The organism is Streptomyces sp. PKA51 (assembly GCF_057552455.1).
Genome location: NZ_BAAJPZ010000005.1, coordinates 373414 through 388665, shown reverse-complemented (window position 1 = coordinate 388665; position 15252 = coordinate 373414). Strand labels below are relative to the sequence as shown.

Genomic DNA, 15252 nt, shown 5'->3' with positions numbered 1-15252 from the left:
GAACGGCAACGACGATGTCCTCCCACACCCCCGAATACGCGCCCCGCGTGCCGTCGACCCCCGAGGAGGCCGTGGCCGTCGCGCGCGGTTACTGCCCCGCGACGTGGCCGGACGGCAGCCCCATGGGGCTGGCGGTCCATGAGTTCGACGAGGGCTACCTGGTCTACGCGACGGGCGCGCCGGAGCCGGATCCCACGCGCCCGCCGCAGAACCTCGGTGGCTCGCACGTGGTCATCGCGAAGGACGACGGCCGGGTCAGCTTTGTGCCGAGCTTCCCGTTCGAGCAGGCGATCGAGCTGTACCGCACGCACTACCGTCCCCGCGAGGGCCAGTGATCCCTTTCCCTTCGCACGCCGCCCTCCGTGCCCGCATCCGCGGCTGCCTGCTGGGGGGTGCGGTCGGTGACGCCCTGGGGAACCCGGTCGAGTTCCTCTCCCTCGACCGCATCCGTTCCTCCTTCGGCCCACGGGGCATCACCGGCCCCGTGCCCGCGGGCAACGGCGTCGTCGCGCATGTCACCGACGACACGCAGATGACGCTGTTCACCGCCGAGGGCCTGATCCGGGCCCGGGCGCGGGCACAGTCGAAGGGCAGCAGCGGCAGCAGCGGCATCGGCGGCGCGGAGACCGCGCTCGTGCGCAACGCCTATCTGCGCTGGCTGGAGACGCAGAACCACCCGGCCCCGCCCCCGCCGGCGGGCGGCGACGACCCGGTGCGCTCGGGGTGGCTTCGGCTGCAGCCGTGGCTGTACGCGCGGCGGGCGCCCGGCAACGCCTGTCTGTCGGGGCTGCGGCAGGAGTACGTGCCCGATCCGTACGGTCCGCTCGACGGTTCGCACGGGCCGGTCAACCCCGACTCCAAGGGCTGCGGGACGGTCATGCGCTCGGCGCCCTTCGGGCTGATCGGCCTGCCGGCCCCCGATTCCTTCCGGCTGGCCGCGCAGTGTGCGCACCTCACCCACGGCCATCCGACAGGCGCGTACGCCGCGGGTGCCCTCGCCGCGATCGTGCGGCACCTGCTGGACGGGGAGTCGCTGGAGGGCGCGGTGCTGCGCACCCTCGAACTGCTCGCCCGGCACCGGGGGCACGAGGAGACGAGCGCGGCGCTGCGCCGGGCCCTGGACCTGGCCGCCGAGGGGGAGCCGGCGCCGGAGAAGGCCGAGCGCCTCGGGGGCGGCTGGGTCGCCGAGGAGGCCCTGGCCATCGCCGTGTACGCGGCTCTCGCCCGTCCCGGCTCGGTGAGGGAGGCGCTGCTGCTGTCGGTCAACCACTCCGGCGACAGCGATTCGACGGGGGCCGTGTGCGGCAACCTGATCGGCGCCCTGTACGGTGACGCCGCGCTGCCGGCGGCGTGGGTCTCGCGTACCGAGGGGCGTGCCGTCATCGCCGAGGTCGCCGACGACCTGGCGTACGCGTTCCACGGCGCGGGGCCGGTCGCGGACGGCGAACCGGTCTTTCCGTACGAGCGTTATCCGCATTACTGATGCGCACATCGTCAATCATCGGTGGGCTTCAATGAGCAGTACGCGGAACTAGCGGGGAATGATGGCGAAGGATTACGACAGTCAACTGCTGGAGTCCGTCTCGGTACGGCGCCGGCGGATGCGCGACGCCCTGCTCTTCGGGGCCCAGCGGGCGCGGCGCACGGCGGACGAGAAGCTCGGCAAGGTGTTCGCCGGAATAGCCATTGCCGCGGTGCTGTGCGCCGGTTGTGTGGGCTGGTCCTTCATCAAGGTCACCCTGGCCAAGCAGAAGGAACAGCAAAAACAGCAGCAACAGCGGTACGCGCCGGCGACACCGGGGCCGTCGGCGAGCGCCGATGCCACCCCGTCCGTTTCGCCGTCGGCCGTACCCGAGCCGGCCGCCTCGCACACGAAAGCGGCGAAAAAGCCGAAAGGAACGCAGAAAGTGACGGAGCCCTCGTCATGAGGCCAGTGATAGGTTCTGCCGCGTGGTGAACGTGGGGGCCAAACAGCGTACGGAATTGAGCAGGGTGACCCTCGTCGGCGACCGCCGCCGGGTGGATCTCGTGCTGCCCGCGGACGAACCGATCGGGCGACTGCTGCCCGACGTGCTGCGGCTGCTGGACGACAGGGTCGGCAAGCGCCCGGCCGCCCGGCATCTGATCACCGCTGACGGAACGGTTCTGCCGCAGGACGGCACGCTCGCCGAGGCCCAGGTGCCCGACGGCGCGCTGCTGCGGCTCGTGCGCGTCGAGGACGCGCCGTCCGCGCCCGTCGTGCACGACGTCACCGACGAGGTCGCCGAGGACCTGGACGTACGGTCCTGGCGCTGGCGACCCGAGGCGCGGCGCTGGACCGCGAGCCTGGCCACGATCGCCCTCGCGGTGGCCGCCGGCGTGCTCGCCCGCAGCAGCCTGGGAACCGCCGCCGTGGCGGGCCCGCTGACCGTCGTGGCCGTGCTCCTCGCCGTCGTCGGCGCGGTCGCCGCCCGCATGGGCGGGCGCGGCGGGCAGGCCGCCCGCGACCTGGGCACCACCCTGGTGCTGGCCGGCGGCGCCCTCTGCGTGCTCGCCGCGTGGACCGGCGCGGACGCGCACGCCTGGAGCGGCCCGGCCCGGCTCGCCGGCACGGCCGCCGCGCTCGCCGTCACCCTGGCCCTGCTCGGCCTGTTCTCGCCGCTGGGCAAGGGCGGGCTGATCGGCGCCGGCGCGGTCGTGGCGACCGGTGGCGTGTGGGAGGCCGTCGCGCTCGTGCAGGACGACGCGGCCCGCCTGGGCTCCGTCATGGCCGTCGTCTCCGTGGTGGTCCTCGGCCTGCTGCCCCGCCTGGCGCTGATGGCGGCCGGCCTGACCGGCCTGGACGACCGCCGCTCCGGCGGCGCCTCCGTCAGCCGCCACGAGGTGGAGACCGCGCTCGCCGCCACCCACCGGGGCCTGGCCCTGGCCACGGTCGTCGTCGCCGCCTCCGCCACCGCCGGCGGACTGCTCGCCGTCACCGCGCCCACGGGCTGGACGGTCGGCGTCGGCGCCGTTCTCGCCGTCGTCCTGCTCTCCCGCTCGCGTGCCTTCCCGCTGGTCGCCGAGGTCGTGGCGCTGCTGGCCGCGGCGCTGGTGCTGCTGGTGCGCCTGGCGGTGCTGTGGACCGACCACGTGCACGGCACCCCGTACGGGCCGCTGGCCGCGCTGTGCGCGGTGGCCGTCGCACCGCTGGCCGTCCTGGCCGTGCGGCTGCCGGAACACGTCGGCGTGCGGCTGCGCCGCGCGGTGGACCTCGTCGAGACCATCGGCGTGATCGCCCTGTTCCCGCTGGCGGTCGGCGTGTTCGGCGTGTACGTGCGCCTGCTCCACCAGTTCTAGTGCGTACGGCAGACCCAGGAGAAACCCCATGTCCCAGGACGATTGGCAGGGCGACGTCCTGCGCAACCTGCGCGACCTGACCAACGACCTCGGCAAGCTCAAGGAGAACCCGGTCCCCGCGGACGCCCCGGGGAACGACGCACCGCAGGAGCCAGCAGCGCCGGCCGCCGCGCCGCAGCCGGCCCCCGCGCCGGCCCCGGCGCGGCGGCCGCTGCCCACCCCGGTGACCATGGAACTGCCCCTGCCGCCCGAGCTGGTCAAGGGCAAGCAGCTGGCCGGCGACTCGGCGGCCCGCCGCACCTCCCGCTCGCTGCGCCGGCTCGTCGGCTCCTCCGCCACCCGCGAGGTGGAGGAGGCCACCCGCACCGCGCAGGCGCTGCAGCAGCCGCTGACCACCGGCCGGCAGATCGTGGTCACCAGCATCCGCGGCGGCGCGGGCAAGACCACCGTCACCGCGCTGCTGGGACGCACGTACGCGCACTACCGCCAGGACCCGGTGCTGATGCTGGAGGCGGACGCCAACCTCGGCACCCTGCCCTCCCGGCTGGGCGTGACCAAGGTGCGCTGGACCACCAGCGACCTGGCCCGGATCCTGGACCCCTCGATGCAGCTGACCGACGTCGTCGGCTACCTCGTCCAGCTGCCCGAGCGCGGCTGGCTGCTGCCCGGCAGCCAGGGCCGCGTCGGCAACCGGCTGGAACTGGCGGAGTACCGCTCGGCGATGGTGGCGCTGCGGCGCTACTTCGGCATCACCGTCGTCGACTGCGACAGCCTGCCCAGCGAGCTCTCGCGCACCGCCCTGTCGGCCGCCCAGGCCCGCGTCCTGGTCACCCCGGCCACCACCGAGGGCATCACCAGCACCCGCGCCGTCCTGGAGTGGATGGCCTCCGTGCCGCGGCCGCGCATGCTGCCGGGCACCGTGGTCGTCCTCACCGCGACGTCCCCCCACATGACGCTCGACGTGGCCGCGGCGAGCGAGCACCTGCAGCTGGAGGGGGTCAAGGTCGTCACCCTGCCGTACGACCGGCACCTGGCCGGCGGCGGGCCCATCCGCACCGATCTCCTCGGCCAGGGCACCCGCGAGGCCGTCACCGAGCTCGCGGCCGAAGTCCTCACCCGCGCCATGAGCCGGCGCCCGTCGAGCAGCGACCGATAAGCAGGCGTTTCGATGACCACCCGAATAGTCCACCGCCCCGCCCGCACCACGCGCCCACTGCCGGCGCCGGAGGCGCGCACCATCGAGCCGCCGCCCAACCTGCCCGAGGGCAAGACCGGCGGCGCCCTGCACTCCCTCATGCCCATCGCCGGCGTCATGAGCTCCGTGATCATGATGACGGTCGTGCGCAACAGCCAGTTCGCCTCGCTCGGCGCGATCGTGCTCGTCGTCACCGTCATCGGCTCGGTGGGCATGCTGCTCTCCCAGCGCGGCAAGGCCCAGCGCACCCGGCGCCAGCAGCGCGAGCGCTACCTGGAGTACCTGGAGGAGCTGCGCGAGGAGCTCGGCGCCGAGGAGCGCGAGCGCCGCGAGGTCGCCCGCGTCCTGGACCCGCCGCCGGAGGCGCTGTACGACATCGTGCGCGACCCCGCCCGGCTGTGGGAACGCCGCCGCCTGGACGGCGACTTCCTGCGCGTGCGCGTGGGCACCGGCCGCATGCCCGTGCGCGAGATCACGGTCGGCCGCCCCGGCGGCAGCGTCCTCACCCCGCCCGACCGCTTCATGCTCAACGAGGCCGGGGCCCTGAAGAACCGCTTCTCCACCGCGGCAGACCTGCCCCTGACCGTCCCCCTCGACCGCGCCGGCAACGTCAGCGTCGTCGGCGACCGCGAGGGCGTCCTGCGCGTCGCCCGCGCCCTGCTCGCCCAGACCGCCGTCACCCACGCCCCCGACGACGTCGCCCTCGCCCTCGCCTGCCCCGGCGACCGCATGGCCGACTGGAACTGGCTGAAGTGGCTGCCCCACACCCTCGACCCCGAGGAGCACGACGGCCCCGTCGCCGCCCGCCGCATCGCCCCCTCCCTGGCCGCCCTCGGCCGCCTCATGGGCCGTGACCTGCGCCAGCGCGCCTCCTACGCCGCCGAGGTGCGCCGCGGCCTGTCCGGCAAGGACGCCCTGGAGATGGCCGGACGCCTGCTGGTCGTCAGCGACGGCTACGGCGAGGACGCCGCCGAACTGCCCCGCCCCGACGAGGCCGTGCCCCTGCCCGACATGGGCGTGACCGTCCTGCACCTGGTCGCCGAGCGCATCCAGGAACCCGGCCACGTCTCGCTGCGCCTGACCGTCGACGGCGACGAGGTGCGCATCGAGGACCTGCGCCACCCCGAACCACTGACCTCCGGCGGCACCGTCGACGCGGCCACCGCCGCCGGCGCCGAGGGCCTGGCCCGCCAGCTCTCCCCGCTGCGCCTGTCCGCCGAATCCCTCGTCGACGCGCCGCTGTCCGGCCCCGTCGACTTCGCCGAGCTCCTCGGCATCGACGACCCCGCCGCCCTCGACGTCGCCGCCCTGTGGCAGCCGCGCGGCGAACGCGCCTTCCTGCGCGTGCCCATCGGCGTCAGCGACAGCCGCGAGCCCGTCCTGCTCGACCTCAAGGAGTCCTCCGAACTCGGCATGGGCCCGCACGGCCTGTGCGTCGGCGCCACCGGCTCCGGCAAGAGCGAGCTCCTGCGCACCCTCGTCCTCGCCCTGGTGGCCACCCACCCGCCGGAGGACCTCGCCATGGTCCTCGTCGACTACAAGGGCGGCGCCACCTTCGCGCCCTTCGCCGACCTGCCGCACGTCGCCGGCGTCATCACCAACCTGGAGAACCAGGCCGGCCTCGTCGAGCGCGTCCACTCCTCCCTCGCCGGCGAGGTCCAGCGCCGCCAGCAGGTCCTCAAGGACGCCGGCAACGTCGCCGACATCGGCCACTACGCCGCCCTGCGCGAGAGCAGGCCCGACCTCGACCCGCTGCCGCACCTGTTCGTCGTCATCGACGAGTTCGGCGAACTGCTCACCGCCAAGCCCGACTTCATCGACCTGTTCCTGTCCATCGGCCGCATCGGCCGCTCCATCGGCGTGCACCTGCTGCTCTCCAGCCAGCGCATCGAGGGCGGCAAGCTCAAGGGTCTGGACACCTACCTGTCGTACCGGCTCGGTCTGCGCACCTTCTCCGCCGACGAGTCCCGCACCGTCCTCGACACCACCGACGCCTTCAACCTGCCGCCCATCCCCGGCTTCGGCTACCTCAAGGTCGACGTCAGCGCCTACGAGCGGTTCAAGGCCAGCTTCGTCTCCGGCCCCTACCGCGGCCCCGCCCTGCGCGAGAGCGACGACACCGGCCCGGCCGTCCTGCCCTACCCCGACTACAACGAGCTCGCCGAGCCCGAGGCCGCCCCCGGCGAGGGCGAGCCGGCCATGCGCCACCGCAACCCCGGCCCCACCACGATGTCCGTCATCGTCGACCAGCTGCGCGAGGCCGCCGCCCCCACCCGGGCCATCTGGCTGCCCCCGCTGCCCCGGGCCGTCTCCCTCGACGTCTCGGCCGGACCCGTGCACTCCGGCGCCCGCGGCATGCAACTGGCCGTACGCCCCGGCTTCATGAAGGTGCCGCTCGGCATCCTCGACGACCCCGCCCGCCAGTGGCAGGGCCAGTGGGTCCTCGACCTCTCCCTCGCCGGCGGCCACGCCGCCGTCATCGGCGGCCCCCAGGCCGGCAAGACCACGCTGCTGCGCACCCTCGCCCTGTCGCTGGCCATGACCCACACCCCGCGCGAGGTCGGCATCTACGGCCTGGACCTCGTCGGCGGCGGCCTGGCCGCCCTCTCCGGCCTGCCCCACGTCGGCGGCATCGCCGGCCGCGCCGACCGCGAGCGCGCCGCCCGTACGGTCGAGGAGGTGCGCGGCATGCTCGCCGCGCGCGAGGAGCTCTTCCGCGAGCACGGCATCGACTCCGTCGAGCGGCTGCGCGAACTGCGCGCCGAGGGCAAGGTGCCCGAGCTCGCCTCCACCGAGATCGTCCTGGTCATCGACGGCTTCGGCGCCCTGCGCGACGACTTCGCCGAGATCGAGGACGCCGTCACCGACCTGCTCAAGCGCGGCGGCGGCTACGGCATCCACGTCGTGGCCTCCATGCTGCGCTGGAACGACGTGCGCATCGCCACCCAGGCCACCTTCGGCACCCGCGTCGAGCTGCGCCTGAACGACCCCGGCGACTCCAGCATCGACCGCAAGCTCGCCGAGACCCTCGCCCCCGACGAGCCCGGCCGGGTGCTCACCGACGGCAAGCTCTTCGCCCAGACGGCGCTGCCGCGCATCGACTCCCTCGCCTCGACCTCCGAACTCGGCCCGGCCGTCGAGCAGGCGGCCATGGTCATCCGGGCCGCCTGGTCCGGCGACGGCGCCCAGCGCGTGCGCGTCCTGCCCGCCCGCATCCCCGCGGCCTCGCTGCCCTCCCCGACCGCCGAGCCCAACCGGGTGCCCCTCGGCCTGGACCAGACCGCGCTCGCGCCCGTCCTGCTGGACCTCTTCCGGCGCGACCAGCACCTGCTGATCCTCGGCGACAGCGAGTGCGGCAAGACCAACCTGCTGAGGCTCGTCGCCGAGGGCCTGATGGAGCGCTACGGCGACGACGAGCTCGTCTTCGCCGTCATGGACCCTCGGCGCGGCCTGCGCAAGCTCGTGCCCGAGGAGTACCGCGGCGGCTACGCGCACAACTCCCGGCTGTGCGGGGCGCTGGCCACCGGCATCGCCACCGAGCTCGAGAAGCGCATGCCGGACGACCTCGCCGCCCAGGACGCCATGGCGTCCGGCACCTGGTACTCCGGGCCGCGCATCGTCATCCTCATCGACGACTACGACATCCTCACCACCGCCGGCCAGCAGCCGCTGGCGCCGTTCCTGCCGTTCATCCCCTCCGCCCAGGACATCGGCCTGCACTTCGTCGTCACCCGCCGCGTGGCGGGCGCCTCGCGGGCGCTGTACGAGCCGTTCCTGATGACGCTGCGCGAATCCGGCACCACCGCCGTCGTCATGACCGGCGACCGGCAGGAGGGCCAGCTCTTCCCGGGCGTCTACGCGAGCACCCAGCCGCCGGGCCGCGGCACGCTGGTGCGCCGCGGCGAGCCGACCCGGCTGATCCAGACGGCCCTGGCCGACGAGACCGACGAAGGGGAGCGGGCATGACCAAGGACGTCATCGCGCTGACCGAGCGCATGCCGGACGCCTGGAGCGTCCTGGCCGGCCTGCTCTCGGGCGGTCCCGACCTGCGCGTGCAGACCACCGCCGACGGCGCCGTGGTGCAGCTGTGCGACGAGCAGGGACGACCGCTGGTCTCCATCGAGGCACCGCTGCTGCTGCAGGTGCCCGGGGAGGCCGCCCGGCTGCTCGGCGAGCCGGCGCCCGCCGGCGACGGGCCGCTGTGGTGGGTCGAGGCCCGCGCCTCCACGGCCGTGCCGGCCGCCGAGCGGCTCGCCGGCGTCTTCGCCGCCCGCCTGGCCAGGCTGCTCGGCGGCCGCGTGTGGCCGCCCGGCGCCCCCGGCACCGACGACCCGGGCACCCCGGTCGACGTCTCCGGCGTCACCGCCGTGCCCGCGCCGGCCGCCGCGCAGCCCGCCGTGGACGTGCTCACCGAGCAGGTCGCCGTCGTCCTGCAGGACCGGCCCGTGATCGCCACCACCAGCTGGCTGTCCGAGGCATGGCGCGCCGCCCTGGAGAGCGACCGCGGCCTGCAGATCGTCACCCCCGGCCACAGCCGTCTCTCCCTGGCCACCCGCACCCTGCTCACCGCCCAGCCGTCGCGCTGGGTCGTGCAGGACGAGCGCGACGGCTACTACGACGGGCTGTCCGGCGCCGTGCTGCGCTGGCAGGACGGGGCCTTCGCCCCGGCGCGCGACGCCGCCGGCGACACGCCGGTGGCCGCCGCCTTCGGCGAGACCGCGCCCACCGGTGAACGCCAGCTGCTGATCACACTGCGCACCCGCCACCAGCCGGACGACCACCTCGTCCTCGGCGGCGCCGCGGAGGCCGTCTGGCAGCACCTCGCCGGCTGCCTGCCGGCCGGCTGGGGCACCGCCGAGCCCGCGAACCTGCCCTGGTCGCGCCGGCAGCTCACCGACCTGGCCCACGAACGCGCTCCCAGGCCCACCTGGACCGTCCTGGTCGGCGGCCGGGCCCAGGGCACCCTGCGCGTCGTACGCACGGCCGACGGGGTCGAGGAGGACCTCACCGTGGCCGTCGGCTTCGGCGCCGGCGAGGAGCTGCCGCTCGCGGCCCTGCAGGAGCTGGCGCAGGAGCTGACCGCCCGGCACGGGCTGCGCACGATGCTCTGCCAGGTGCGCCACGGCCGGGCCGACCTCACCACGCCGCCGCGCCTGGAGCGGCCGCCGGTGCCGTACGCCTTCGTCCTCGGGGCGCAGGAGGTGCAGGGCGTCGGCCGCGCCCACGCCGCCCGTACGCCGCTGCCCACCGCGCCCGTCCGGCTGGGGCCCGCCGGGCGGCCCGGCTACTACTACGTCCTGGGTGACGGAGAGACGGCACAGGGATGGGAGGCACTGGAGATGCTGATGCGACACCTGCGCTCGTCCGAGCCGCAGTCCTGAGGCTGCCGGGACGGCTGTGGCGCCGGGGTGCGGGGACGAACCCTTACTCGTACCCCGATGAATCGTCACGGCATCCCAATACGGGGCGAGTTGGTGGCACGATGGTCGTGGTCCGGGCCGGGTGTTCCCTATCGAAGGTGTGATCAGTTGTGGCCATCTCACTGTCCGTGGTGCTGCTCCTGGCGATCATCCTGGTGGTGATGATCCGAAGCAACAACATCAAGGCGGGGCCCGCGATCGTCGCGATCCTCTTCGGCTTCTTCCTCGCGTCGACCGGCATGGCGCCTTCGATCAACCGTTTCCTCAGCTCGCTCGCCCAGACGATCAACGGCATCAAGTTCTGAGGCGCGCCCTCGGACGGGGTGTGCCGGATGCACGAACGCCTCCGACCGGTGGTCGGAGGCGTCCCGTGGAGCGGGCGACGGGAATCGAACCCGCGTAGCCAGTTTGGAAGACTGGGGCTCTACCATTGAGCTACGCCCGCGTGCGCTGCGTGTGCGCCCAAAGGGGGCGCGCGGCACGGTGTGCATCGTAGCGGGTCGGGGCGGTCCCCCGCACGCCACCCCCGTGCACCGGTTGCCCTGCGGAAAAGCGGCGTCCGGACACCCCCTGGGCATGTACCCTACGTCTCGCACTTACGGGGTGTGGCGCAGCTTGGTAGCGCGTCCGCTTTGGGAGCGGAAGGTCGTCGGTTCGAATCCGGCCACCCCGACCAGCAAGATCACATTGGGGCCCCCTGGGGCTTGCGGTTACTATGCAAGCTACGTGTCCGTGTGTCTGTCGACCGGGCGCGATCCGCTGGACATCAGCAGAATCCCAGAAGTCAGCCCCAAGGAGACCGAACCGTGAAGAGCGCCGTGGAGACCCTGAACCCGACTCGGGTTCGGCTCACTGTCGAGGTGCCCTTCGAGGAGCTCAAGCCCAGCCTCGACGCGGCGTACAAGAAGATCAACCAGCAGGTCACGGTGGCGGGCTTCCGCAAGGGCAAGATCCCGGCCCGCGTGATCGACCAGCGCTTCGGGCGCGGTGCGGTGCTGGAGGAGGCCGTCAACGACGCCCTCCCGAAGTTCTACACCGAGGCCGTCAACGAGGGCGAGCTGAACCCGCTGGGTCAGCCCGACGTCGACATCACCGAGCTGAAGGACGGCGAGCTGCTGACCTTCACCGCCGAGGTGGACGTCCGCCCCGCGCTGGAGATCCCGGACTACTCCGGCATCGAGGTCACCGTCGACGCGACCGAGGTCACCGACGAGGACGTCGAGAAGTCCGTCGAGCAGCTGCGTGAGCGCTTCGCCACCACCTCCCCGGTCGAGCGCGCCGCCGCCGAGGGCGACATCGTCACCGTCGACCTGGAGGCCAAGGTCGACGGCGAGGTCCTCGAGGACGGCGTCGCCCAGGACGTCGACTACACCATCGGCTCCGGCCAGCTCCTCGACGGCATCGACGACGCCGTCAAGGGCCTGGAGGCCGGCGGCTCCGCCACCTTCACCTCGCAGCTCAAGGGTGGCAGCGCCGAGGGCAAGGACGCCGAGATCAAGGTCGACGTCAAGGCCGTCAAGGCCCGCGAACTGCCCGAGCTGGACGACGAGTTCGCCCAGATGGCGAGCGAGTTCGACACGCTGGACGAGCTCAAGGCCGACAGCCGCAAGCGCCTCGAGCGCATGAAGAAGTTCGACCAGGCCACCCAGGCCCAGGAGAAGGTCCTCGAGGAGCTCCTGAAGCTGGTCGAGGTCCCGATGCCCGAGAAGCTGCTCGAGGACGAGATCCGCACCCGCAAGCACAACCTCGAGCACCACCAGCTCGGCCAGATCGGCATGACCCTCGAGAAGTACCTCGAGATGCAGGGCAAGACGGCCGAGGAGTTCGACGCCGAGCTCAAGGAGCAGGCCGAGAAGGGCATCAAGACCCAGTTCGTCCTCGACGAGATCGTCAACAAGGAGAAGGTCTCCGTCGGCCAGGACGAGCTGACCGAGCACCTGATGCGCCGCGCCCAGTCCTCCGGCATGGCCCCCGACCAGTTCGCGCAGGCCGTCGTCGAGCAGGGCCAGGTCCCGATGCTCGTCGGTGAGGTCGCCCGCGGCAAGGCCCTCGCGACCGTCGTCGAGGCCGCCACGGTCAAGGACACCAACGGCGAGGTCGTCGACCTCGACGAGGCGGACGAGGACGAGGCCGCCGAGGCCGCCGCGGAGACCACGGAGGCCTGAGCCCCCGGGGTCGCCCCTCGATCGCTCCTGTGAGTGAGCGCACGGGCCCGGACGCGTTGCGCGTCCGGGCCCGTCGTGCGTGCCCGGGGCCTGACGCAGGTTCCCGCGGCCGTGGCTCATGCGCTCAGAGCGAACAGTTCCTGATGCGGGATGGCGCCCGCCGACCAGCGCGTTAGGGTCCGTAGATACGAGGGCAGGGGAGAAAAGGCAGCGCGCCGGCGCCCACCGGCACCGCGGCCCCCCGGTTCCCGAGAGAAGACGCGGAGACGGCCCGTTGCCGTCAGAGACGAGCAGGTGGACACGTGACGAATCTGATGCCTTCTGCCGCCGGTGACATCGCCATCGGTGGTGGCCTCGGCGACCAGGTCTACAACCGGCTGCTCGGGGAGCGGATCATCTTCCTCGGCCAGCAGGTCGACGACGACATCGCCAACAAGATCACCGCGCAGATGCTCCTCCTGGCCGCCGACCCGACCAAGGACATCTACCTCTACATCAACAGCCCCGGTGGTTCGGTGACGGCCGGCATGGCGGTCTACGACACCATGCAGTACATCCCGAACGACGTCGTCACCATCGGCATGGGCCTGGCCGCCTCCATGGGCCAGTTCCTGCTCACCGGTGGCACCCCCGGCAAGCGCTTCGCGCTGCCGAACACCGACATCCTCATGCACCAGGGCTCCGCGGGCCTGGGCGGCACCGCCTCCGACATCAAGATCCAGGCCGAGCAGCTGCTGCGCACCAAGAAGCGCATGGCCGAGATCACGGCCGCGCACACCGGCCAGAGCGTCGAGACGATCATCCGCGACGGTGACCGCGACCGCTGGTTCACGGCCGAGGAGGCCAAGGAGTACGGGATCATCGACGAGATCATCACCCACGCCTCCGGCGTTCCGGGCGGCGGCGGCACCGGGGCCTGATCCCCGGCCGTACGCCAGCAAGCCGCAATCCAGCCCACCGACCGCCATCAGGATGGTGAACACCCGCATGAACATCTCGTCCCCCAGCGGCCTCTACACGGGCCCGCAGGTCGAATCCCGCTACGTGGTCCCGCGCTTCGTCGAGCGCACCTCGCAGGGCGTGCGCGAGTACGACCCGTACGCGAAGCTCTTCGAGGAGCGCGTGATCTTCCTGGGCGTCCAGATCGACGACGCCTCCGCCAACGACGTCATGGCGCAGCTGCTGTGCCTGGAGTCGATGGACCCCGACCGTGACATCTCGATCTACATCAACTCGCCGGGCGGCTCGTTCACCGCGCTGACCGCGATCTACGACACGATGCAGTTCGTGAAGCCGGACATCCAGACGGTCTGCATGGGCCAGGCCGCCTCCGCCGCCGCGGTCCTGCTGGCCGCGGGCACCCCGGGCAAGCGCATGGCGCTGCCGAACGCCCGGGTGCTGATCCACCAGCCCTCCACCCAGACGGGCCGCGAGCAGCTGTCGGACCTGGAGATCGCCGCGCAGGAGATCCTGCGGATGCGCACGCAGCTGGAGGAGATGCTGGCCAAGCACTCCACCCAGCCGATCGAGAGGATCCGCGACGACATCGAGCGGGACAAGATCCTCACCGCTGAGGACGCGCTCGCTTACGGTCTGGTCGACCAGATCGTCTCGACGCGCAAGTCGTCCGTGGCCGTCTGACCGTCCTCCATCGGTCAGCCGTCCCGGTTGCCTCCGCGCCGTCCGCGACGGACCTCCCTTGGCCGAACAGGGCCAAGGGGGGCCCGCACGGGGGGCCCGGCAAGGTACCGTCGATAGGCAAGCACTCGGGTTCGCAGAACAAGGCGGATCCCAGGCGAAGGGGAAGCACCTCGTGGCACGCATCGGTGACGGCGGCGATCTGCTCAAGTGCTCGTTCTGCGGCAAGAGCCAGAAGCAGGTGAAGAAGCTCATCGCGGGTCCGGGTGTGTACATCTGCGACGAGTGCATCGACCTCTGCAACGAGATCATCGAGGAGGAGCTCGCGGAGACCTCCGAGGTCCGCTGGGAGGAGCTGCCCAAGCCCCGCGAGATCTACGAGTTCCTCGAGGGCTACGTCGTCGGCCAGGAGGCCGCCAAGAAGGCGCTGTCGGTCGCGGTCTACAACCACTACAAGCGGGTGCAGGCCGGGGAGAACGGCAGCCACCGCGACGACGGCATCGAGCTGGCGAAGTCCAACATCCTGCTGCTGGGCCCCACCGGCTCGGGCAAGACGCTGCTCGCCCAGACCCTCGCCCGCATGCTCAACGTGCCCTTCGCCATCGCCGACGCCACGGCCCTGACGGAGGCCGGCTACGTCGGCGAGGACGTCGAGAACATCCTGCTGAAGCTGATCCAGGCCGCCGACTACGACGTCAAGAAGGCCGAGACCGGCATCATCTACATCGACGAGATCGACAAGGTCGCCCGTAAGAGCGAAAATCCGTCGATCACCCGGGACGTCTCCGGCGAGGGCGTCCAGCAGGCGCTGCTGAAGATCCTGGAGGGCACCACCGCCTCGGTGCCCCCGCAGGGCGGCCGCAAGCACCCGCACCAGGAGTTCATCCAGATCGACACGACGAACGTCCTGTTCATCGTGGGCGGCGCCTTCTCCGGCCTGGAGAAGATCATCGAGTCCCGGGCCGGGGCCAAGGGCATCGGCTTCGGCGCCACGATCCGCTCCAAGCGCGAGATCGAGGCCAGCGACCAGTTCCAGGAGGTCATGCCGGAGGACCTGGTGAAATTCGGCATGATCCCCGAGTTCATCGGCCGGCTGCCCGTCATCACCTCCGTGCACAACCTCGACCGCGAGGCCCTGCTGCAGATCCTCGTCGAGCCGCGCAACGCCCTGGTCAAGCAGTACCAGCGGCTGTTCGAACTCGACGGCGTGGAGCTGGACTTCGACCGCCCGGCCCTCGAAGCCATCGCCGACCAGGCCATCCTGCGCGGCACCGGCGCCCGTGGCCTGCGCGCCATCATGGAAGAGGTCCTGATGTCGGTGATGTACGAGGTGCCCTCCCGCAAGGACGTCGCCCGCGTCGTCATCACCGCCGACGTCGTGCAGTCCAACGTCAACCCGACCCTCGTGCCGCGCACCCGCGCCGAGCAGGGCGAGCGCCACGAGAAGAGCGCCTGACGACGACCCGCGCACGAAACGGGGGCTTCCGCCGCATGGCGGGAGCCCCCGTTTTCCTGC

At 72.3% G+C, this 15252-nt stretch carries 12 protein-coding genes and 2 tRNA genes; 13 read left to right on the top strand and 1 reads right to left on the bottom strand.

All coding sequences use genetic code 11. The features are described from left to right. Positions 1–14 precede the first annotated feature (14 nt). From AC27L3_RS11130 to AC27L3_RS11095, 8 genes are all read left to right on the top strand, one after another. Positions 15–335, top strand: coding sequence for a hypothetical protein (locus AC27L3_RS11130; protein ID WP_487233821.1), 321 nt, complete (start codon positions 15–17; stop codon positions 333–335). Further along, entirely contained in the window at positions 332–1483 is a 1152-nt protein-coding gene (locus tag AC27L3_RS11125) for an ADP-ribosylglycohydrolase family protein (protein WP_487233820.1), read from the top strand. The genes AC27L3_RS11130 and AC27L3_RS11125 overlap by 4 nt, the downstream gene beginning before the upstream one ends. A 58-nt stretch (positions 1484–1541) precedes the next feature. After that, on the top strand, positions 1542–1928 hold the full coding sequence (locus AC27L3_RS11120; protein ID WP_425583184.1) for a hypothetical protein: 387 nt from the start codon (positions 1542–1544) through the stop codon (positions 1926–1928). 22 nt (positions 1929–1950) lie between these two features. Next, positions 1951–3318, top strand: a complete 1368-nt coding sequence (gene eccD / locus AC27L3_RS11115) for a type VII secretion integral membrane protein EccD (protein ID WP_487233819.1) — start codon at positions 1951–1953, stop codon at positions 3316–3318. A gap of 28 nt (positions 3319–3346) precedes the next feature. After that, positions 3347–4474, top strand: coding sequence for a MinD/ParA family ATP-binding protein (locus AC27L3_RS11110; protein ID WP_487233818.1), 1128 nt, complete (start codon positions 3347–3349; stop codon positions 4472–4474). Positions 4475–4486: 12 nt separating this feature from the next. Continuing rightward, positions 4487–8479 (top strand): type VII secretion protein EccCa, encoded by a 3993-nt coding sequence (eccCa, locus tag AC27L3_RS11105; protein ID WP_487233817.1) that lies wholly within the window; start codon positions 4487–4489, stop codon positions 8477–8479. After that, positions 8476–9894, top strand: coding sequence for a DUF6177 family protein (locus AC27L3_RS11100; RefSeq protein WP_487233816.1), 1419 nt, complete (start codon positions 8476–8478; stop codon positions 9892–9894). Before eccCa ends, AC27L3_RS11100 begins: the two co-directional genes overlap by 4 nt. A gap of 149 nt (positions 9895–10043) precedes the next feature. Next, positions 10044–10238 carry a hypothetical protein gene (locus tag AC27L3_RS11095; RefSeq protein ID WP_365968871.1) on the top strand — a complete coding sequence of 65 codons (195 nt, stop codon included), beginning with the start codon at positions 10044–10046 and terminating at the stop codon, positions 10236–10238. Positions 10239–10304: 66 nt separating this feature from the next. On the opposite strand, the gene AC27L3_RS11090 is transcribed toward AC27L3_RS11095, so the two are convergent. Continuing rightward, positions 10305–10378, bottom strand: a tRNA-Gly gene (locus AC27L3_RS11090). A gap of 154 nt (positions 10379–10532) precedes the next feature. On the opposite strand from AC27L3_RS11090, the gene AC27L3_RS11085 reads away from it, so the two are divergent. From AC27L3_RS11085 to clpX, 5 genes are all read left to right on the top strand, one after another. Further along, a tRNA-Pro gene (locus tag AC27L3_RS11085) sits at positions 10533–10609 on the top strand. A 130-nt stretch (positions 10610–10739) separates the two neighbouring features. After that, a complete protein-coding gene (gene tig / locus AC27L3_RS11080; RefSeq protein ID WP_487233815.1) occupies positions 10740–12098 on the top strand; it encodes a trigger factor in 1359 nt (452 codons plus the stop codon). Positions 12099–12412: 314 nt separating this feature from the next. Beyond that, positions 12413–13018 carry an ATP-dependent Clp protease proteolytic subunit gene (locus AC27L3_RS11075; protein WP_487233884.1) on the top strand — a complete coding sequence of 202 codons (606 nt, stop codon included), beginning with the start codon at positions 12413–12415 and terminating at the stop codon, positions 13016–13018. A 52-nt stretch (positions 13019–13070) separates the two neighbouring features. Continuing rightward, positions 13071–13739, top strand: a complete 669-nt coding sequence (locus AC27L3_RS11070) for an ATP-dependent Clp protease proteolytic subunit (RefSeq protein WP_365968869.1) — start codon at positions 13071–13073, stop codon at positions 13737–13739. A gap of 172 nt (positions 13740–13911) precedes the next feature. Next, a complete protein-coding gene (gene clpX, locus AC27L3_RS11065) occupies positions 13912–15192 on the top strand; it encodes an ATP-dependent Clp protease ATP-binding subunit ClpX (RefSeq protein WP_344434329.1) in 1281 nt (426 codons plus the stop codon). The last annotated feature ends 60 nt before the right edge of the window (positions 15193–15252 follow it).